Here is a 20,897-nt window from a genome sequence, read left to right as displayed (position 1 = left end):
CTTCCCGCGCAGCTTCCCTTCACCGGGAACATTGAGCATTCTGGGTACAGCACCTAAGGCATAAATGACGGCTTTGCCATAGTATTCACCTTTTCTTCCTACTACCTTTTTGGGATTAGATTTGAGGTCCAGGGAAACTATGGTATCTTTTATAAGTTCAGCTCCAAAATCTAAAGCATGGTTCAGCATAGCTTCGGTAAGTCCAGGTCCAGTCGTCCCCCGACCAAATCCGGGATAGTTCTCCAGCTCAGAAGTGGTGGCAGCCTGTCCACCCGGACGTCCTTTTTCAATGATGGCCGTCTTTAATCTTCCTCTTGCTCCATACATAGCTGCAGAAAGTCCAGCCGGGCCTCCGCCTAAAATTAACAGATCATATACATTCTCCACTTTTGAAAATTCACCTCCCTCTAAGTTATTTAGAAGTTATCTGGTTGTACTCTTGTACCAGTGCTTTATAAATAGACACACAGGCAAAGAGCATTATAATGGCGAAGGGGAAAGCTGCTGCAATAGAGCCTATCTGCAATGCTTTTAATCCACCCGCGAAAAGAAGGGCCGTAGCCAAAAGGGCTTGTAAAATTCCCCATAAAGTCTTAACAGTATTATTAGGTTCTAAATCACCGTTAGAAGAAAACATACCCAGGACAAAAGTAGCAGAGTTAGCCGAAGTTATAAAGAATGTGAAAAGGAGCACTACTGCAATCAGAGATATAATCTGTCCTAAAGGATAATGCTGTACTACCGCAAAGAGAGCCGTTTCCGTTCCCGCCGCGATAGCTTTGGCTGCTTCTTCCATACCCAGATTAAGCCCCAGGGTTCCAAAACCACTGAACCATATAAAGGAAGCCAGAGCAGGGACAAAGGTAACTCCTATAACAAACTCCTTAATGGTACGCCCCTTAGAAATACGGGCAATAAAAGTACCTACAAAAGGAGCCCAGGCAATCCACCATGCCCAGTAGAAAACTGTCCATCCGCCAATCCAGCTGTTGTCACCATTTATCGAAAGCCTGAAACTATCAGCAATAAAGAAGTTCACATAGTTGGCAAATCCAGATACAAGGCCGTTAAGCATTTTTACTGTTGGTCCGGCAACAAATACCAGGAGTAGTATTAAACCGCAGAGAACAAGATTAATATTGGCAAGCCATTTAATTCCTCTCTGAATACCGGTCACAGCTGTCCAGATATATATAACAGCAATTACAATTATAAGAATTAGCTGAACCAGCTTGGTGGTAGGCACATCAAACATAAAGTTAAGTCCGCTGTTTATCTGCAGAATTCCCATACCTAATGAAGTGGCAACTCCAGCGGCGGTAGCAAAAATAGCCAGAACATCAATAGTCTTTCCAACCGGTCCCTTAACCCTTTCTTCACCTAAAAGGGGGATAAAAATGGTGCTTATAAGTCCGGGTTTATTCTTTCTAAACTGGAAATAAGCTAAGGCTAAGCCGATTACGGCATAGTTAGCCCAGGCGTGAAAACCCCAGTGGAAAAAGGAAGTACGCATAGCAAAGTCTGCCGCCTCCGAACTTCCTGCCGTAATGCCAAAAGGTGGAGAGGTAAAGTGATACAAGGGCTCGGCTACACCCCAGAATACGAGGCCAATTCCCATTCCACAGCCAAATAACATCCCAAACCAGGTTAAATATTTGAATTCCGGCTCGGCATCATCCGGCCCCAGTTTGATATTGCCATAGCGGCTGAAAGCAAGTCCCAAAGAGAAAACAACAAATGTAAACATGGCTAAAAGATAAAACCAGCCAAATTTGTCTACCAAAAAGCCAAAAAGACTGTTCGCATACTTTCCAAAAGCCTCCGGGGAAATTAATCCCCAGAGGGCAATAGCCAGGACTACAGCTATTGAAATATACAAAACGCTGTTATTTTGCTTTTTATCCATATTTTCATCCCCCTTTTTTAATTTGAAAACAGTTTTAGGCTATATTTTCACCTTAAACACCGTCTGCTCCTTGACATCAGCAGCCAGGGCATCTAATGCTACTCCTACGCGGTGGTAGCGAAGTTTCCATTGCTCTTCTTGAGGAGCAGCCGGGTCGCCTAAAGGATAGGGGATGGATATAGTAGGAACAATGCGATTAGTCCCTACGGTAAGGGATATCGGTACCAGGTTACACATATGAACAACCGGTAAACCTGTTTTTTCAATCTCTTTTACCATCGTTGCTCCGCAACGCGTACAGGTACCTCAGGTAGAGGTAAGTATAACCCCATCTACTCCGGCTTCTAAAAGTTCCCTGGCTATTTCCCGCCCCATACGGGCAGCTTCCCCTTGCGTAGTTCCGGTACCAACCGTAGTATAGAAATAATCATATACCTTTCCTATTTTGCCCTCTTTTTCATAAGCCCTGAGAGCATCCAGAGGAACTACGCGGTTGGGATCTTCATTGGCAGCATTGGGATCATAACCGGCATGAATAGTTTTAAATATCTCGGGGGATAAACTGTCCATACCGGCTATGTCATATTTGCCCCACCTGGTAGCTGAAGCTGACTGTATGCGGTCTGGGTTTTCATGAGGCACAATGCCACCCGAAGTAACTAAAGCAATGGTAGCCCTGCTCAAATCCTTAATAGGAGGAGCAATAGGAATCCTTTCTGTCTTGGGCATAGGAAGTTCAGTTTGAAAAGGTTCTCCTCTAAGTTTTTTAAGCAGCATGTCTACTACCCGGTCAGCTGCCATAGGCCCATCTTCGGGATATATTTCATGTCTTTTGCCGCGTCCGAAATAACCTTCTTCAGCAGCCGGAAGAAGTGGTTCACCATGCACAAGCTTGTTGGCAAATCTTGCCATGGCTTTTATATCCTCTTTCATCTGGGCGGCACTTTTTCCGCCTTTAAATATATAAATATCCGTATATCTGAACATTTCTACTCCGGGATTTTCCTCATTCATAGAAGTTATTGCCGGTATATTGAGTTTCTGGTTGACCTCATGGCAAATAGTTCCACAGGCAACTCCATACCTTCCAGCACGAAATGCCGGTCCAGCAAAGAAAATGTCAATTTCCTTATCTTGAAGAAAACCCATTATTCTTTGAACTGCCTCTTCTTTGCGGGAACCCATAAAATTATCTCCGCAAATGATGGTATGGGTTATTTCTATATCCTTAAGCTGCTGCTGTAAGAAGGTAGCAGGGCCTACCAAACCTTCCCTTATTTCCGGTTCATAATCTGCCATTTCTTCTCCGCCGATCTGTCCAAAAAACTGGTTGATATATAGTATCCCTTTTTTCATGGCTGCACCTCCTTAAAATTCTGCCATGCGCTTGCGGGAAAATCCGCATATGGTATCACCGCAGAACATCGCGTTATTTTCCATAATTATTGAACCATCCGGACGTACACATCCTTCCCAGCCTCCAGACAGCCCATCCCTGGCCAGTGCCTCCAGTTCGCCAATTACGATAGGCATAGGAGGAAGTTCTATCAATTCAGAAACATTGCCGGTCGTAACCAGAGCATCAGCTCTTTCATCTAAAGCAACTAAAGGCTGAGACCTGCCGTCTCTTCCGGTACATTCATTGGTTATGCCTACAGTCTTGATGCCTGCTTCTTCTAAAGCGACGATACATTTTATAAAATCAACATCGGGATTGCCATAACCTTCTTCAGCAACTATGGCTCCTACTGCACCCAGGCTTTTGGCAATTTGGGCTACAAAAAGTGCGGAGCGGGTTTTCTCTTCCAGGTTAACATTAAGGTTAGACATGATCACACCGAGGAAATTTATTGTCTTGCCGTGTTCCTGGTATAAGCGTTTTATAGTAGGGTTATTTTGATGGCAATAGGTGGAAAATTTTGAAGAGCAAGGCATGAAACTTCCGGAAACAATCGCACCATCTAATACCTCATTGGGATGCATGAAAGTAGGCAGCATATGATTGGAGTCCCAGCCGTAGACAAGAGCATTATATCCATCCTCTTCCATCTGGGAGTCAAGCTGCATGACATAAACTACTCCCGGAAGAGCATTAACTTCAGGACTTCTTTGCGTGATAGGCGGGAGTTCGTAAACTTCCAAAGTTTCAGGTTCCAAATCTTTAACACAGGTTGCTATATATTCAGCCAGACGATGTCCAGCCCATCTTAAGGCATGATTTTTCTTCTGCTGTTCATATCTTTCAAATTCTTCATCGGTATCAGCAACCAGACAGATATGTTTAAGACTGGAATAAAAAGTGTGTTTGGCACCAGGTCCGCTCATATCAATAAGGCCATCCTGAAAACCTCCCCAGTGTTTGCCGACTACCAGCACATCAACACCTTTTAAGGCATGAGTGCGCCCCCATCCTACCGGCACCAATTCATTAGTAACCCCTGGGAACATAGTGCCACCGCTGACCTTTACCCGCGGTTCTATAGCTTCTTTTACCGGAACAATACGAACTGGATCTCCCGGACAGGCAATGACCAGATCAGCTTCTGTTATATGCTCATCTTCCATAACAACCTTTAAAGCTTCTTCTTTATTAATAGTTAAAATGCCATTGCTGTACGCAGTAGTTTCACCGAAGCGTACCTCACGAACGGGAAAATTGCCGATTTCCAATCGCATTTATCTCTCCCCTTTCTTTTAATAAACTTAATAAAAAACCCAAAACTCTTTAAATTAAATCTCCACCTCCTTAATTTGCTAAATTAATCGTTAGCAAACAGATTAGCTAGTTGCTGTTTTTACCATATCATAAACATGTTTATTTAGTAAACATGTTTATGAAAAATTTCACAATATATAATAAAAAATAATTTGTCATATAACAACAACTACAACCTCCTGTTATGAAAAGCCCATTTTTCGCTATTTTCAACTAATTTTAAATAAAATTACAAATCCAAAATATTATTTTAATAAACTGCCTGCATACTATAAGCCTTCGCAAGTCAAGCATTAATTCCGCCTATAACCAGCTAATATTAGCCCTATACCAAAAATAGGCTGCGGAATTCCTCTCTAGCTAAAATTCCGCAGCCTATTCTTTAGCGCTTAATTTTTTATAGCCTAACTTTCTCCCGGTCTATTAAATAAAAGTGCAGACACTTTTTTATAAAGAACATAGTTTTCTCTACGGCTTCTTCCTGTGTATAATTGAACCTTTTGCTTATAAGTCCCGAAAGCATCCCTTGATATATCAGCAAAATAATTTCATTTATTTCGTCAATGTCTTCGTACCTTATAAAACCTTCCCGCGCACAAGCTTCTAAAATTACCTTGTCGCGCTCATAAATATCAGTCCGGGTAAGCATCGGTAAAAGTTCTTCAGGTTGGTTAGACAGATCCTGAGGAAAAAGCTCATAATACTGGCTTATAATATCCGGCAAAGGTTCATCAATCGGAGTAAAAAAAATAGCATTATAAATTTCTGTCTGCCCGAACGAATAATAGCAGAAACATTCCCATATCTTAAGAAATCTTTCCAGAGCATTTTTCGCCTCATAAACATAAAAAGGTAAACTTTCTGTATATTCCCGCATAAACCTTAAAGCAGCAAAGAGAATTAAATGATCAAGATTGGAAAAATAATTATAAAGGGTAGCTACATTATAACCTGCTAAGTCGGCCACCTTGCGGGCCGTAACCCCTTTTATCCCTTCTTCTTCTATTATCTGTACCGCAGCATCAATAAAACAAGTCATCATCCTGTGTCTTTGGATTTCTTTTTTATCTGTTTCCATAACCATCACCTAATAAAAAGCATTTTCAATATGTTTTATTTCATACCTTTTTTCTTCCAGCAAAATGCTTATAACATCAAATCTTATCTCTTTATAAAAAACATCCGTCTGGTTTAAATAAACGGCAGCCGCTTTCCTGATATGGCTTATTTTGCGTGTGGTAACTGCCTCCTCCGGTTCTCCATAATGCAAATTCTGTCTTGTTTTTACCTCTACCAGTACCAGTATGCCATCCCTTTGACATATTATATCGATTTCCCCGTAGCGTGTATAGTAATTGCGGGCCAAAATTTTGTATCCTTTCTGCATAAGATAATCAGATGCTATTTTTTCTCCCCATCTCCCTAATTCCCTCTTCATAATCCCTCTCCTAATATCTTTCATGCATACGGTAGATAAAAGCCAGCACTTCTGCCACTACCGCATAAAGTTCGGGAGGAATTTCCTCATACAAATCAAGAGCGAGCAGGTAATCAGCCAGTACTTCATCTTGATGCAGGGGCACTCCATATTCTTGCGCCAGCTCCCTAATCTTCCTGGCTATTACCCCCCTGCCTTTGGCTATCAGATAAGGAGCAGCTTCTTTTTCCCCATCATAGCGCAAAGCAACAGCTTTTTCCCGCTTTAACTCTTCCAATACTATTTCCTCCCCTAAACTTTTATATCAATACCAAAAGGTTTTATCTCCTCCAAAGCTGAAGCCAATCTAATCTGATTCAGGACCATCTCCTCTTTATCTGCTGCCACCCGGGTTCCCAGATAATCAACTTTATAACCTAAACCTGATAAAGCATCAACCAGTTCGGCAATATTCTTCTCCATATATTCTTTTACCGGTGCTGTTTCCACTACTCCCCGCAGTTCAACCTTATAATCCCGCCACCAGTTCACATGGAACAAAACTTTACCCATACGGGGAGTATCCAGAGCTATAGCCAGGCTTAAGTTATCTTCTTCCCGCAAATTTTTATATTTTCTCTCCCGGCTTATCTTAAGCTCCAGCAAATAGGTATGGTTATCTATCTCTACCGGCCAGGCCCAGTAATAGTAATTAATGTTATTATCCCCACCCTGACGGCTTACCACATTAAAAAGCCGATGCCCGCCGATCTCTTTGGCAAGGCTTTCCAGGTTCTTCAGCAGTTCTGCTCCTTTGCCGTTTTCCTTAAAGCCTTCTTCTCTATCCATTACCTCCAGAAGGGCCGATAAAAGCCGCAGCCAGTCCGTTTCCCCTGCCCACTGCTCTTTTATCACCCTTCCTAAAAGTTTGCCTTCGCGTATAACTTCCGGGGAGATGGGCATCGTTTTCAGAGCCGCTTTTAAAAATTCTATAAGCGGCTGCCAGCGAAAAGGAAGTTTTAAATCATCTTCGGCATCCTGGAATTTGGGCATCCCCGGGGGCAAAGATGCAGTTTTAAATCCCTGACCGTCTATTCCCTGCCGCAAACTGCTGTCTATCTTTTCCCCCCCGGGAGGTACTAAAGCCCTGCTATTTCTTAATTCCTGCTTTACATCTGCTTCCCGGCTTATATTCTGTTTTTCCCCTTCCGGTTCATAAGTCATCTTGCCCCATCCTGCATCTAAACCTCTATTATTCTCCGTTAAAGCCGTTTCCTGTTTAAAACTGCTAACCAGTCGAAAAATATTAGCAAGTAATTTTGCCAGATCTGTATTTTTATCCAGATGGTAAGCGATTAAGCCTAGAGTTTCCTTATTAAGGGGAATACCCCGGGCCAGAGCAAAAGCAGCTATTTCTAAATTGCGGGCATTGAATTCCCCCAGAAGCCTGGTCCCTATTTCCAGCTTTTTTATATTTTCCCCGGTAAGGGGCAGGTTGTACTGTATAAGCTTTCTGGCTATCATTATGTCCTGCTCCCGGGGAGAAATCCCTATCTCTTTAAGGCGCAGGGAGAGGACATCATTGGCGATGGCGTTTAATCTTTCCGGATTTAATACTTTAAGATAAGCCTTTCCCTCTTTAAAATCTTCTACCATAAGATAGAGGCTGTCTCCCGGTTTTAGCATCACTTCACTTAAGGCCTCAATGAGCCTGCCTTTTAGATAAATAAGTATCAAGCCATTATCTTTTACATCTTTTACCTGCCCTTTGAGAATTTCCCCCGGGCTTAACTTTAGCCCCTCTTCTCCGGGAAAATTTATATTAAGTTGTACTTTATTCAAAGAGACATGGCTGTACATCCCATCCTCCATAAACTATAGACTTAACCGGTTCAAAACTTTTGCGGTGCCAAAACGAGCATCCCCTTTTAAAAAGCTCTTCTACATGCCGACGGGTAGCATATCCCTTATGATCTGCCATACCATATCCCGGACAAAGAATATCCAGGTTCTGCATGGTGTTATCCCTTTCCACCTTGGCTATGATGGAGGCACAGGCAATAGATATGCTGAGCTGGTCCCCCCTGGTTATGTTTATCTGCTCAATATTTATATCGGGTATTTTCACGGCATCTGTTAGTATCAAATCAGGGGTAAGGTGCAAATTTTTAACCGCCAGCTGCATAGCCAGGCGGGTAGCATTGAGTATGTTTATCTCATCGATCACTGCCGGCCAGACATAAGAAACCGCCCAGCTCAAAGCCCTCTTTTTTATTTCTTCCGCCAGCTCGGCTCTTTTTTTGGCACTCAGTTTTTTGGAATCATTAACTCCGGGCAGAAAAAAGCCGGCAGGCAAAATTACTGCCCCGGCCACTACCGGTCCGGCAATAGTCCCCCTTCCTACCTCATCAACCCCGGCTATGTATTTTATTCCTCTCCCATAGGCCTCCTCTTCATATTCACTTAAGGCTTTAATCCTTATCTTTTCAGCTTCCATATCCAGACGCACCTTTAAACCTCCTCATTTTATGTTTAATCCTGTCCCCGGTAAAAAGGCGGCCCCAGGGTAGAAGTAGTAGCATTTAAAACCCCTTCCAAAACAGGTATATAACTTTTATCCAGATAAGGTTCTTCGCCATTTACTATCTTTTCTATAGTCTTTCTAACCGGTACCACCCGGAATCTCAATCTGCCATTATCGTAATAGGAATGGGAAAAGGTAGGAGTATAGCTTGCCTCTTCTAAAACGGTAATATCTTTTCTCATATCTTTGGTAAATCTAAGCTTTACTACTATCCCGCTATTCCGCTCAATACCCCGCTGATGGCTTATAAAGTTTCCCATCGAATAGAAAATAACCTTATCTTTGCCTCCTATATTGACTACCTCCATGGGTTGAATAACATGGGGATGGCTCCCTAATATTACATCAGCACCTTTTTCTAAAAACTTGTGCGCCATTATTCTTTGTTCCTGCGTAGGAAGCGGGCTGTACTCTACACCCCAGTGCAAAACCAGGATCAGGACATCAACCTCGGGCCGCAATTTTTCAATATCCCTCAGTATCTTTTCCTCATCAAGATAATTTAAAAAATAGGCATGTTCAGGAGGAACTGGAATGCCATTGGTGCTGTAGGTATAAGCTATATAGCCTACTTTTATTCCCTTTATATCCCGGATGAGAAATTTTTCACTATCTTCCCGTGTTTTATAAGTACCGACATAATCAAGACCAGCTTCTTCGAGCACCTTCATAGTCCTTAATGCTCCCTTATACCCGCGGTCCATTATATGATTATGAGCAGTTACGACCAGATCAAATCCTGCCTCTTTAAAAGTGGAGGCTATTTCATCCGGGCTGTTAAAAAGCGGATAACCGGTATATTCTGCTTCTTTTCCTGCCATCGGAGCCTCAAAACATACAGAAGCATAATCACCTTCTTTAATCAGGTCTTCTACTTCGACAAAAAAAGAAGCGAAATTATAACTCCCATCTGCCTCTTTACCTGATATAATCTGGGTATTGTGCATAAGGCAGTCTCCGGTAGCCGTAAGGGTTATAGTCCTTTTTTCCTCCTCTTCCCTGCTATCTTCTTCTTTAACAGCAGGAAAAGAGTTAGGATTTCCCATTACATTAACATACAAAAACCAGGAACTTAAACAGCCCAGAAATATAAGCAGAATAATCCCGCCCGCCTTTTTCCCCACCCCAAAATCATCCTTCCCTTAATCTAAACCATAACAAAATAGAGGAAAGCCTTACTAAAAGCTCTCCTCTATTTTATCCTAATATGTTTTAATCTGGGAAGCTATTTTCTAAGCTCCATTTCCCAGCTATCTTTCTGGTCAACCTTCATGATGACCTCATAGCCATGCGACCTGGCCAGTTTAGTTACATTTTCCTTGGACACCTGACTTGTTCCGACAACTAATATTTCCTTAGCCCCGCTGTCGATAACCTTTTTCGTTTTTAATACCGGCATAGGGCAGCTTAAACCTCTTACATCCACCTTTTCCATGCTTTTCCCTCCTATTCTTCCCTGAAACTAAAGCCCAGCCAGAACATAACCAGGATACCTACAATACATGCGATCTGTCCATAAATTCCTACTCCCTGCGGGGAGGCAGCAAACATAAAGTTATGAGCAAAAGCAGCCCCCACAATCATGCCAAAAACTACCGCAGCTGCATCCATATCCCCTTCTCCGGAAAGGATAAGCTGCCTTAACGGACATCCTCCCAGAAGGGTAGCAGTTAAACCTACCAGATAAAGCCCCAAAAAGTTCCATACCGACATGGTATGGGCTATCGGCTGATCAGCAAAACCGGGCTTGAAAAATCCAAAAGCAATATTTAAAATCAAAGCCCCTATAAAAATGCCCAAAAAGCCTAAAAGCAGATAATTATCCCTTATAAGTATGAAATCCCTTATCCCCCCACTTAAGCAAAGCCGGGTTCTTTGGGCTAAAAATCCTACTACCAGTCCAGCCACTAAAGATATTCCTAGGGGAGCAAACTTAGATCCCGGTCCTTCCGCGCTGAAAAACAGAGGACCTCCCGCATCAGGATTAAATACTACTCCTTTAACCAGGAAGAATAAGAAGATGAGGAAAATAACAGGCAGTATAAACCCGCCGGCATTAGAATGGCTGTACTCGCTGCGTCCCAGGTTAAAACCGCGCTTTAAGAAAAATACCCCGGTAGCCACCCCACATACAAATCCTATAAACCCTACTACCGCATTATAATCTCCTCCTGCCATGCGCAGAACATCGCGCAAAGGACATCCTAAAAACACCAGGGCTCCAATCATCATGAAGATCCCCATTACAAAGCGCACAAAAGTAGCCGACCCTCCGCGGGCCTTAAATTCTCCCGCGAACAGGGAAGTAAGCATAGCTCCCAGGACAATGCCGATAATCTCCGGACGCATGTACTGCACCAGAGCAGCCCGGTGCAATCCCAAAGCTCCAGCTATATCCCTTTCAAAACAGGCAATACAAAAGCCCATGTTGGGGGGATTCCCCAGCTTTACCAGTACTGCAGCAATCGCTCCAATAATAAGTCCGGTAGCTAAAATAAACCACTTACTCCTATCCATATATACTACCTCCTCCTGTAAAATTAATCCTGGCTCTGCCCAATTATAACTCATAGTTATAATTGGGATTAGCCTTCGGTATGCACAATATATGTATATTCTGTCGTTTTATAAAAATTCCTGCTTCTTGCTAAAAAAAATCAAAAAATAACCGGGGAATAATCCCGGTTAAAGAGAATAGCCCAGCTTCCTGTCAGCTGTACATAATCACTATAATATACAGGGTAATTTACATAGCTTTAGTAATGCATTTTATAAAAATCGTGCCCCCAGCAGGTTTAGCCTGAAGAAGTTCTAATGCCGAAGGTTAGTCTAAACTGATCCTGCCTAAACTCCCTTTTCTAAAATCATGGAGCAGCATGTGGCATGTTTTATAAAAGTCAACTTCCCCTCCCTTAATAAGATAACCTCTTTTTCTCCCTACCGCTTGCAGTATTTCCTCATCTGTCCCTTCTATATCTGCCAGCCGGAATTTTTCCTTTAACACCTCAGGCCTCTTTTCCCGCAAAATCTTTACCAGATACAAAGCCACCTGGTCTTCATGGTAAGCATTTTCGCCTATTACTTCCAGCAAAGCCAGTTTTAACCCCTGTTCTTCGCTTTCAATCTTGGGCCACATAAGCCCGGGAGTATCCATAAGCTCAATATCTTCCCGCACCCTTACCCACTGCTTTCCTCGCGTTACTCCCGGTTTGGCTCCTGTTTTGGCCACCTTTTTCCCTACCAGGCAATTTAAAAAAGTAGATTTTCCTACATTAGGCACTCCTGCTACCATAACCCGGGCCGGCCTTACTCTCCTTCCCTTGGCCAGCATCTTATCAGCCAGCGGTTTATAGGTTTGGCCAATAGCTTTTAACACCTGAGACATCCCTTTTCCGGTTATGGCATCTACGGCTACCGCCTGTAAGCCTTCGCGTGCCAGCTCTTCTATATATCTCTCCGTACAGCCGGCATCAGCCAGATCCATTTTATTCAAAACCATAATTAAAGGCTTTTGCCCTACCATTCTTTCCAGATCCCGGTTACGACAGGAAAAAGGGGCTCGGGCATCAAGTAAAATAATAACTATATCCACCAGTTTAAGACTATTCTGGATCTCCCGTCTGGCTTTAACCATGTGTCCTGGATACCAGTTTATTACCATAGAAAATCCTCCTAAAAAAAGAGAATACCTTTAATGGTATTCTCTTTCAGAAATCGCTATTATATTTATCTGCCTTTTTCTTTAACCTTGGCCTTTTTACCGGTCAGTTCACGCAAGTAGTAGAGGCGTGCTCTGCGTACTTTACCCCTTCTTACTACTTCAATCTTGGCAATTTTAGGAGAATGTAAGGGAAAAGTTCTTTCTACACCTACACCGAAAGATATGCGGCGTACGGTAAAAGTCTTGGAAAGCCCTTCGCCTCTTATCTTTATTACCGTTCCTTCAAAAACCTGGATTCTCTCACGGTTACCTTCAATAACCTTTACATGCACTTTAACCGTATCTCCAGGGCCAAACTGAGGTAAATCTTTTTTATAATACTCTTCTTCAATAGAACGGATTATATCCTGCACTTTCTTACCTCCTTCCACCAGGTGTTCATGCATCCTTCATGCAGCGGACCACCTTTATTCCACATAACATTTAGATTTTAGCACAAACCATTCAGGTTAACAAGAGATAAAAAATTATAAATACCATTCTTCCCCTAAAAGGCGATCTAAAATTATAGCTACCGCACTTCTTACTGACAGGTGATTATAGCTGCGTCCCTTTTCTATCGGCTCTAATATATAATCACAGGCTTCCATAAGCTCTTTTTTTATCCCCCATCCGGTACCAAAAAGAATAAGATAAACACCATCTTCTTCTTTTATCCTGGTTTTCAAATCCCGATAGGAAACTGTATTGGGATATACCCTGGCATCCGTAGCTACGGTTAACGGTTTTTTCCCGGTTTCTTTTTCTATATATGCCAGAGCTTCTTCCAAAGTATAAAAAGTCCTTAAAAGTTCAAAAGCTTCCTTGCGATCAGGATTATATTTTCCTCCATAACCCTCCTGCCAGTAAGCTACTATCTCCCGCAAAAGGTTATGCTGGTTTTCAGAAGGGTGGATTACCAAAAAACCATCCACATCGTAAGTACGGGAAGCTCTGGCTATATCATGCAGGTCCAGATTGGTTATAGAAGTAGTTATAACATCCATTCTCTTGTTATACATAGGATAATGCAAAAGCGCTATATATACTTTAGCCCTTCTCAAAATTTCACTGCTCCCTGCCAAAAAGTATTTCCTGCAAAAGTTTTTTTTCTTCTTCATCATATTCCCGTTGCAAGAGTAATTCCGGACGTTTAAGCAGAGTAACAAGAAGGCTCTGCTTTTTGCGCCAAAGCCTTATGTTCTCATGATGGCCGGAAAGCAAAACTTCCGGCACCTTTTGGTCCCGGAAAATACTCGGGCGGGTATAGTGGGGATATTCCAAAAGGCCGCGGGAAAAAGACTCATCTTCTGCCGACTTTTCATCCCCCAGCACACCGGGGATAAGCCTCACCACTGCATCTACCAGTACCAGAGCAGGCAATTCTCCTCCGGTAAGCACATAATCGCCAATAGAAATTTCTTCATCCACAAACGCTAATGCCCTTTCATCTATCCCTTCATAATGGCCGCAAAGCAAGACCAGATGTTTTCGTTCTGCCAGTTCTCTGACTTTATCCTGCTTTAAGGTTTTACCCCGGGGCGACATATAAATTACCCAGGAATCTTCACCTCTTACACTTTCTATAGCCCTTACTACTACATCAGGCTTCATGACCATGCCAGCTCCCCCTCCATAAGGGTAATCATCGACCTGGCCATGCTTATTTCCCGCATAATCTCTTATGTTTACCAGATTTATAACTACTTTTCCCTTTTCCTGCGCTCTTTTTAATATACTCGCATTTAAAGGCGAAACAAACATTTCCGGAAAAAGGGTCAATATATCTATCCTCACTATTATCCTCCCTGCTCAGCAATTTATCTATTCCCCGCAATTTAATCAATAATCCCAGGAAGGAGTTTGACTTTCATGATATTTTCCTCTAACTTTATCTCTTTTATTACACTCTTGATAGCCGGCAATAAAATCTCGCCATACTCCTCGGAATTTACAATATACACATCATTGGCTCCAGTTTCCAGTATTTCGGTAAGCTCTCCCAAAAAACCTCTTTCTTCATCATACACTTTAAGCCCTTTAAGCTGAAAATGATAATAATATCCTTCCGGCAAAGGGTAGACTTCACTTTCATGAATCATGAGGAGCACATTTTTGTAGCGAATAGCTTCCTCCTTGGATTCAATGCCTTTAAACTTTATCAAATACATATTATTGTAGGCTTTGGCTTCCTCAATCTCAAAATCCCGGTTTATTCTTTCTCCATATAATCGCACTTTTTTTAACCCTTTAAACCTTTCTGGGAAATCAGTCAACAGGGCAATTTTTACTGTTCCTTTAAACCCAAAAGTACCTACTATCTTGCCGATGGCGACCATTTCATCATAGTTCACATAGATCACCTCATAAAAAACCTTAAATAAAGTTTATAGGGCTAAAAATAGCCCTATTTAAGTATTTCCACTACTACTCTTTTTCCCTGCTTGGCACCTGCTGCCTTGGTAAGAGTCCTTATGGATTTAGCGATTTTACCCTGCTTGCCTATAACTTTTCCCATATCTTCTGGCGCAACCCGCAGTTCCAGTATGATTGATCTTGCTCCTTCGATTTCTTTTACCTCAACGGCATCGGGGTTATCTACCAGTGATCTAGCAATATATTCAACCAGTTCTTTCACTTTAATGTCACCCCCTGCTCCTCTCTAGCTATTTGCGGGTTTCGGCAAACTTAGCCAGTATACCTTGTTTTTGTAAAAGAGACCTGGCGGTATCAGAAGGCTTGGCCCCATTTCTAAGCCATTTTAAAGCCTTTTCTTCATCAATCTTTATAGTAGCAGGGGTAGTGTTAGGATCATAATATCCTATTTCTTCAATAAACCTTCCATCACGGGGAGATCTGGCATCAGCCACAACTATGCGATAAAAAGGCTGTTTTTTAGCTCCCATTCTTCTGAGTCTAATCTTGGTTGCCACTTATTTCACCTCCTTTATATTATTGCCACTAATCGCTATATTAAAAAGGAAATTTTATGGGTGGCAAGCCACCTTTTTTCCCTTTTTTGCTGGTTAAATCCGTTATCTGTTTCATAAGCTTGCGCGACTCTTCAAACTGCTTTAGAAGCCGGTTTACATCCTGCACTCTGGTTCCACTCCCTCTGGCAATACGCTTCTTACGGCTTCCATTTATTATTTCTGGATTTCGCCTCTCCTCGGGAGTCATAGATTTAATTATCGCTTCGATATGAGCAAGTTCTTTTTCATCAAACTCTGCCTTCATTCCTTTAAGCTGCTTGCCTAAACCTGGTATCATACCTAAAATTTCTTCCAAAGGCCCCATAGCTCTTACCTGCTGCATCTGTTCCAGAAAATCTTCCAGGGTGAACTCCTGTTTACGAATTTTGCGTTCCATTTCCCGGGCCTTTTTCTCATCAAAACTGGCCTGAGCTTTTTCTACCAGAGTTAAAATATCACCCATTCCCAATATCCGGGATGCCATACGGTCCGGATGAAAAACTTCCAGAGCGTCAAGTTTTTCACCCATCCCTACATATTTGATGGGACAGCCGGTAACTGCCTTGACCGAAAGAGCAGCTCCCCCTCTGGTATCCCCATCCAACTTGGTAAGTATTACCCCGGTCAAGCCTAAATCATTATTAAAAGCTTCTGCCACATTCACAGCATCCTGGCCGGTCATAGCATCTACTACCAGCAGAATTTCATCAGGATTTACCGCTTCTTTTATATTTTTGAGCTCCTCCATTAATTCCTCATTTATATGCAAACGCCCGGCCGTATCAAGTATAACAATATCCCGATTATTAGACTTAGCATGATGCAGGGAAGCCCTGGCTATATCTACGGGATTATTTTGTCCCATGGAAAACACCGGCACTCCAATCTGCTCCCCTAATACCTGCAGCTGCTTTATGGCTGCCGGACGGTACACATCACAGGCCACTAACAAAGGCCTTCTTCCCTGTTTAACCAGCGTTTTGGCCAGCTTGGCTACAGTCGTAGTTTTCCCTGCTCCCTGTAAACCTACCGCCATAATGACAGATGGGGTTTTAGAGCCTAGATTCAGCTTGCTCTCTTTTCCCCCCATAAGCTCGGTCATTTCATCATATACAATCTTTATTATCTGCTGGCCTGGGGTAAGGCTCTGCAAAACTTCCTGTCCTACTGCTCTATCCTTTACCCGGTTTATAAAATCTTTTACTACCTTAAAGTTTACATCTGCTTCCAGCAGGGCCAAACGCACTTCCCGCATGGCAACTTTCACATCTTCTTCAGTTATCTTGCCTTTGCCCCTTAACTTCCGGAATATATCCTGCAGCCTGTCGGTTAATCCTTCAAATGCCACCTTACCTCTCCTTTTCTTTATAAAAGCTCAGTTATTTCACGCAACATGCCTGCTATTTCATGTCGTCTATCATCATCTGTTCCCCATTTGTCATCCTCTAACAAGGTACATACTTTTTCCAGTTTGCTCTTAATTGCTAAAAATCTTTGCACCAGGCCTAATTTGGCTTCATAATCATGAAGAAGCCCCTCGGAACGTTTCAGCAGGTCATATACCGCCTGCCGGGAAATCCCCATTTCTTCTGCTATCTCCGAAAGGGATAAATCATGTTCATAGTATAGTTCCAAAACATACTGCTGTTTATCGGTAAGCAAAGAAGCATAGAAATCTTTAAGTATTATGAGATATTCTCTTTTATCCAGCATACTCTACCTTCTTTAACTTGTAAAGTAAATATCCTTTACTTAAGGCATTTTATATTAATTGTCACCTTATGTCAATAAATAAAAATTGCTTTTAAAACCAAAAGACAATATAATTAGCTAAAACATTTAAAATTTGAGGTGAAAGTTTTGCTGGAAAAAATAGCTATTTTAACCGATAGTGCCTGTGATCTTCCCCGGGAACTTATACAAAAATACGGAATAAAAATTTTACCCCTCAAGGTTATCTACGGAAACAAAACTTATTCTGATCGCGAAGATATTCAGCCTGAAGAAGTATATTCCCGTATGCCAGAAGAAATTCCTACTACTTCCATGCCTGCACCGGAGGAAGTCAAAAATATACTGGGACAAATCAGGGAGGAAGGTTTCAGCCATGTGCTGGCACTTCATCTGTCCAGCCGATTATCCGGAACTTATAATACCGTAAAAATGATAGCTGAAGAAATTGAAGACCTCAAGATAAAAGTCTTTGATACCAGAACCTTGTCCATAGGAAGCGGATTTATCGTATTAGAAGCAGCCAAAAGCATAGCTTCCGGCATGAGTCTGGACAAGGTTATGGAACATGTGCAAAAAATTCAGTCCCGGGTAAAAGTTTTTTATGTGCTGGAAACTCTGGACTACCTGCGCAAAGGAGGCCGTATAGGTAAAGTAGCTTCCATGTTAGGGCAATTTCTGCATATCAAGCCTATAATCTCCGTTGATGAGGAAGGACAGTATTTTGTTTATGCCAAAGCCAAGGGACGCAAAAAATCTATTGAGAAACTGGTAGAGATCGTGGAAGAAACGGTGCAGAATAAAAAAATAAATCTAGCCGTCATGCACGGTGGAGCTAAGGAAGAATTTGCAAAACTGGTGGTTAGACTTAAAAACCTCCCCAACATCCAGGAGTTCATATGCTCTGATATCAGCCCTGCTTTAGGAGTTCACACCGGACCCGGCCTTTTGGGAGTAAGTTTTTATGAAGTATAAAAAAAGCGGCCTTTAAAGCCGCTTTTTCCCTATTTATAGATATCTTCAATTAAATCCCGGTATTTTTCCATAATCACTTTACGTTTTACCTTCAGGGTAGGAGTAAGCTCTCCTCTTTCTTCGGTCAATTTATGGGGCAGAATGCGGTAATCTTTAATCGTTTCATAATCTTCCAGATATTGATTTATCCTCTTAACCTCCTCGGCTATCAATTCTTTAACCATAGGATGGCTTATTACATCTTCCCCTACTTCTATACAGGTATTTATACCATTTATTTCTGCATATTTCAGCTTAGTTTCATCAAATGGTATCCCTTTTTCTTTCATCATATAGAGGATAATATCAAAAGCAGGGACCAGGAGAGCAGCAATAAACTTGCGGTTATCCCCTAAAACTACTACCTGTTCAATTACCGGGCTGTTGATAAATTTGGATTCGATTTTGGCCGGGGCTACATTTTTGCCGGTATCCATAACTATGATATGCTTTTTGCGTTCAATAATCCTTAAAAAGCCATCTTCGTCAAACTCCCCAATATCCCCTGTTCTGAACCAGCCATCTTCTGTAAAAGCCAGTTTAGTTTCTTCAGGATTTTTGTAGTATTCCCTGATTATTCCTACCCCTCTTACGAGAATTTCGCCATCTTCATCAAGTTTAGCTTCTACTCCAGGAACCATAGGGGAAAGCCAGCCTATCTTGGTAGCATTCGGATAACCATGGCTTATGCCGGCTGCTGTCTCCGTAAGTCCCCAGCCGTTAAGGAGCGGGAAATTAAGGACCAGATAATTGCGGTGCAAATCGGGGGGCAGATGTCCTCCACCCGAATAAGGTATTTTGAGATTGCCTCCCAAAAACTGCCTTAGCTGGCTGTATACCATAGCATCAGCTTTTTTAAATTCTCTAGCCAGCTCTTCATCCAGATACTTGGTGGGATCTTCCGTCAAATCGATTGCCCCATTAGGCTTGGTGCGTTTTGCTAATACTTTTTCTCCTACCTTATAAGCCCACTCAAAAAGCTCCTTACCTTCAGGACTGCTGCAGAAGGCCCCCTTGAAACCTGCATAAATCCTGTCCCAAAGGCGCGGCACCAGTAATACCCAGGTAGGCTTAATCTGCTGTATATCCTGGACTAGAGTAGTAGGCTTTTCTGCATATCCGATACAACCACCTACCGAAATCATAGCCAGATAAGAATTGTTGCGTTCCCATATATGAGCAAGGGGCAAAAGAGAAAAAGCTACATCATTATAGGTAACAGGATAGCCGCCAATTTCCATATGCTTAAGGCTGCGTGCCAAAGCCCCAATAAGATCTTCATGGTTTAAAAGGCTTCCTTTAAGATTTCCTGTCGTACCTGAAGTATATATTATGCTAGAAGGATCGCTTCCTTTTAAAGATTCCCAGCGATTTTGCAAAGCCAGCGGGTTTTGCAGGGCATAAGCTTTTCCTCTATCCCGCAGTTCACTTAAGTTCATTATTTTCGGATTATCCCCTTGATAAGTCGAATTCATGACAATTATGTATTCCAAATCAGGCAAATTATGCCATGCTGTTTCTATACGCAAAGCTATGTCGCTGTTACCGGCAAAAAGCAGCCTGGCCTCAGAATGTTTTAAAATGAACGATGCTTCTCCTGCCGATAGAGTCGGATATATAGTAACCGTAATTCCTCCTGCACACTGGATGGCAAAGTCAGCCCAGCCCCATCTTTCTGAGGTATGAGCCATAAGACCAATAGGAGTACCTTTAGTTACTCCCAGGCTCAAAAGTCCATTCGCTATTTCCTGAACAATATCGGCAAAACCTTTATAACTTAAAGTGACATAGGTACCTTCCATCTTGAACTTCATGGCCGGATGCTCAGGAAAATTTTCCACCGTATTATAGAACATCCTTGGCAAGGTTTTTACCTCTTTTTCAAACCTTTCCAGCATCTCCATAAACCTTCCCCCTTACCATTAAAAATTTCCTCGCCGTTATTTTTATTTTATCACTATTCAATATAGCATTACAGTGTTTTGTAATATTTTTATTACAAAGTGTCTTAATATTACTTATTTTGTTAAGGATTATTTCGACTCTTATCGCTTTTTCCATTATATGTAAATGGCTATAATAAATAATAAACTCAGAAAGGAGAAGTATATGAGAAAATTGCTAATTTGTATGCTGCTAAGTTTTTGTTTTCTGAGCCAGAATCCCCTTTATGCTGGGGAGGCACCAAATATAATCTTTCCTGCCGGCGGTACATCTTCCGGAGATAAGCAAAATCTTTTAGTATATGAACTTATATATCGCTACACCTTCTACCAGCTTTTTTTGCAGGAATCTCACCTGGAAAAAGGTTTTATAATATCTAACCACGGGGAAAATTTTGCAGATCTCGTACAATACCTTGAACAAGGATTCAGTCCGAAATTAGCTCAGCAAATAGTTAGCTATGTAACCGCTTATCAGCCGGAAATTGGCAAGCAGGCCATAATTCCCAAGGAAGGATTGCCTTTAATCACAAAAGAAGATTTGCCATTTATCAGATGGGATATAGAAGAAGAGGGGATCATTTTTACCCGCACTTACCAGATCGATTTACCTGACTGTTCCTCAACTATTGACTATAAAATCTATACCCGTTTTACCCAAGGCGGTCTTAAGATATACAAGCTTGAGCTAGAGGAAAACAAAAACCTATACTAAAAGAAAAGAGCCCAGTTCTTAACTGAGCTCTTCTGCTTTCATAATGGTGGGCGATGCAGGGCTCGAACCTACGACCCCCTGCTTGTAAGGCAGGTGCTCTCCCAGCTGAGCTAATCGCCCCAATTGGTGACCCCTAGGGGATTCGAACCCCTGTTACCGGCGTGAAAGGCCGGTGTCTTAACCACTTGACCAAGGGGCC

General features: G+C 42.1%; 24 protein-coding genes and 2 tRNA genes. 2 read left to right on the top strand and 24 right to left on the bottom strand.

Translation table 11 applies throughout. The features are described 5' to 3' along the window. The 21 genes from BUB92_RS09015 to ylxM all read right to left on the bottom strand — a co-directional run. The coding region (locus tag BUB92_RS09015) for an NAD(P)/FAD-dependent oxidoreductase (protein WP_143156915.1) at positions 1 to 387 on the bottom strand (387 nt) is incomplete at its 3' end. A gap of 25 nt (positions 388 to 412) precedes the next feature. Then, on the bottom strand, positions 413 to 1,906 hold the full coding sequence (locus tag BUB92_RS09010; protein WP_073093083.1) for a glycine betaine uptake BCCT transporter: 1,494 nt from the start codon (positions 1,904 to 1,906) through the stop codon (positions 413 to 415). Positions 1,907 to 1,945: 39 nt separating this feature from the next. Continuing rightward, positions 1,946 to 3,262, bottom strand: coding sequence for a betaine reductase selenoprotein B (gene grdH / locus BUB92_RS09000; RefSeq protein WP_084728440.1), 1,317 nt, complete (start codon positions 3,260 to 3,262; stop codon positions 1,946 to 1,948). A gap of 12 nt (positions 3,263 to 3,274) precedes the next feature. After that, positions 3,275 to 4,582 (bottom strand): glycine/sarcosine/betaine reductase component B subunit, encoded by a 1,308-nt coding sequence (locus BUB92_RS08995; protein WP_073093079.1) that lies wholly within the window; start codon positions 4,580 to 4,582, stop codon positions 3,275 to 3,277. Positions 4,583 to 5,019: 437 nt separating this feature from the next. Beyond that, positions 5,020 to 5,700 (bottom strand): TetR/AcrR family transcriptional regulator, encoded by a 681-nt coding sequence (locus BUB92_RS08990; protein WP_073093078.1) that lies wholly within the window; start codon positions 5,698 to 5,700, stop codon positions 5,020 to 5,022. A gap of 9 nt (positions 5,701 to 5,709) precedes the next feature. After that, on the bottom strand, positions 5,710 to 6,060 hold the full coding sequence (locus BUB92_RS08985; protein WP_073093076.1) for a YraN family protein: 351 nt from the start codon (positions 6,058 to 6,060) through the stop codon (positions 5,710 to 5,712). 10 nt (positions 6,061 to 6,070) lie between these two features. After that, positions 6,071 to 6,337 (bottom strand): EscU/YscU/HrcU family type III secretion system export apparatus switch protein, encoded by a 267-nt coding sequence (locus BUB92_RS08980; protein ID WP_073093075.1) that lies wholly within the window; start codon positions 6,335 to 6,337, stop codon positions 6,071 to 6,073. Positions 6,338 to 6,351: 14 nt separating this feature from the next. Beyond that, positions 6,352 to 7,899 (bottom strand): flagellar hook-length control protein FliK, encoded by a 1,548-nt coding sequence (locus tag BUB92_RS08975; RefSeq protein ID WP_073093073.1) that lies wholly within the window; start codon positions 7,897 to 7,899, stop codon positions 6,352 to 6,354. Further along, a complete protein-coding gene (locus BUB92_RS08970; RefSeq protein WP_242939038.1) occupies positions 7,874 to 8,548 on the bottom strand; it encodes a ribonuclease HII in 675 nt (224 codons plus the stop codon). Before BUB92_RS08970 ends, BUB92_RS08975 begins: the two co-directional genes overlap by 26 nt. A 23-nt stretch (positions 8,549 to 8,571) precedes the next feature. Further along, a complete protein-coding gene (locus tag BUB92_RS08965; protein ID WP_073093072.1) occupies positions 8,572 to 9,747 on the bottom strand; it encodes a CapA family protein in 1,176 nt (391 codons plus the stop codon). 101 nt (positions 9,748 to 9,848) lie between these two features. Next, positions 9,849 to 10,058 (bottom strand): sulfurtransferase TusA family protein, encoded by a 210-nt coding sequence (locus BUB92_RS08960; RefSeq protein WP_073093071.1) that lies wholly within the window; start codon positions 10,056 to 10,058, stop codon positions 9,849 to 9,851. An 11-nt stretch (positions 10,059 to 10,069) separates the two neighbouring features. Continuing rightward, positions 10,070 to 11,140 (bottom strand): YedE family putative selenium transporter, encoded by a 1,071-nt coding sequence (gene yedE / locus BUB92_RS08955; protein WP_073093069.1) that lies wholly within the window; start codon positions 11,138 to 11,140, stop codon positions 10,070 to 10,072. 307 nt (positions 11,141 to 11,447) lie between these two features. Continuing rightward, complete coding sequence (gene ylqF / locus BUB92_RS08950) at positions 11,448 to 12,284, bottom strand: ribosome biogenesis GTPase YlqF (protein ID WP_073093068.1); 837 nt, start codon at positions 12,282 to 12,284, stop codon at positions 11,448 to 11,450. Between the two features lie 65 nt (positions 12,285 to 12,349). After that, positions 12,350 to 12,697 (bottom strand): 50S ribosomal protein L19, encoded by a 348-nt coding sequence (gene rplS / locus BUB92_RS08945; protein ID WP_423230209.1) that lies wholly within the window; start codon positions 12,695 to 12,697, stop codon positions 12,350 to 12,352. Between the two features lie 114 nt (positions 12,698 to 12,811). Next, entirely contained in the window at positions 12,812 to 13,408 is a 597-nt protein-coding gene (locus BUB92_RS08940; protein WP_278280521.1) for an RNA methyltransferase, read from the bottom strand. Then, a complete protein-coding gene (gene trmD, locus BUB92_RS08935; RefSeq protein ID WP_084728437.1) occupies positions 13,392 to 14,120 on the bottom strand; it encodes a tRNA (guanosine(37)-N1)-methyltransferase TrmD in 729 nt (242 codons plus the stop codon). The genes BUB92_RS08940 and trmD overlap by 17 nt, the downstream gene beginning before the upstream one ends. 41 nt (positions 14,121 to 14,161) lie before the next feature. After that, the gene (rimM, locus tag BUB92_RS08930) at positions 14,162 to 14,677 is read right to left on the bottom strand and encodes a ribosome maturation factor RimM (protein WP_084728436.1); all 516 of its coding nucleotides are present in this window, start codon (positions 14,675 to 14,677) and stop codon (positions 14,162 to 14,164) included. A gap of 53 nt (positions 14,678 to 14,730) precedes the next feature. Then, positions 14,731 to 14,961, bottom strand: coding sequence for a KH domain-containing protein (locus tag BUB92_RS08925; protein ID WP_073093062.1), 231 nt, complete (start codon positions 14,959 to 14,961; stop codon positions 14,731 to 14,733). A gap of 28 nt (positions 14,962 to 14,989) precedes the next feature. Then, a complete protein-coding gene (gene rpsP, locus BUB92_RS08920) occupies positions 14,990 to 15,256 on the bottom strand; it encodes a 30S ribosomal protein S16 (protein WP_073093059.1) in 267 nt (88 codons plus the stop codon). A 40-nt stretch (positions 15,257 to 15,296) separates the two neighbouring features. Continuing rightward, complete coding sequence (ffh, locus tag BUB92_RS08915) at positions 15,297 to 16,643, bottom strand: signal recognition particle protein (protein ID WP_073093056.1); 1,347 nt, start codon at positions 16,641 to 16,643, stop codon at positions 15,297 to 15,299. A 17-nt stretch (positions 16,644 to 16,660) separates the two neighbouring features. Further along, positions 16,661 to 17,008 (bottom strand): YlxM family DNA-binding protein, encoded by a 348-nt coding sequence (gene ylxM / locus BUB92_RS08910; protein WP_073093053.1) that lies wholly within the window; start codon positions 17,006 to 17,008, stop codon positions 16,661 to 16,663. A gap of 147 nt (positions 17,009 to 17,155) precedes the next feature. On the opposite strand from ylxM, the gene BUB92_RS08905 reads away from it, so the two are divergent. Then, complete coding sequence (locus tag BUB92_RS08905) at positions 17,156 to 18,001, top strand: DegV family protein (RefSeq protein ID WP_073093049.1); 846 nt, start codon at positions 17,156 to 17,158, stop codon at positions 17,999 to 18,001. Between the two features lie 29 nt (positions 18,002 to 18,030). On the opposite strand, the gene BUB92_RS08900 is transcribed toward BUB92_RS08905, so the two are convergent. Then, on the bottom strand, positions 18,031 to 19,944 hold the full coding sequence (locus BUB92_RS08900) for an AMP-dependent synthetase/ligase (RefSeq protein ID WP_073093046.1): 1,914 nt from the start codon (positions 19,942 to 19,944) through the stop codon (positions 18,031 to 18,033). A gap of 205 nt (positions 19,945 to 20,149) precedes the next feature. Between BUB92_RS08900 and BUB92_RS08895 the strand changes: the two genes are divergently transcribed. After that, a complete protein-coding gene (locus BUB92_RS08895) occupies positions 20,150 to 20,698 on the top strand; it encodes a hypothetical protein (protein WP_073093043.1) in 549 nt (182 codons plus the stop codon). Between the two features lie 44 nt (positions 20,699 to 20,742). On the opposite strand, the gene BUB92_RS08890 is transcribed toward BUB92_RS08895, so the two are convergent. Then, a tRNA-Val gene (locus BUB92_RS08890) sits at positions 20,743 to 20,818 on the bottom strand. Between the two features lie 4 nt (positions 20,819 to 20,822). Continuing rightward, positions 20,823 to 20,897, bottom strand: a tRNA-Glu gene (locus BUB92_RS08885).

It is taken from the genome of Thermosyntropha lipolytica DSM 11003, assembly GCF_900129805.1.
GTDB lineage: Bacteria > Bacillota > Syntrophomonadia > Syntrophomonadales > Syntrophomonadaceae > Thermosyntropha > Thermosyntropha lipolytica.
Note: the sequence above shows the minus strand (reverse complement) of the source record. Positions and strands in the feature narration are given on the sequence as shown.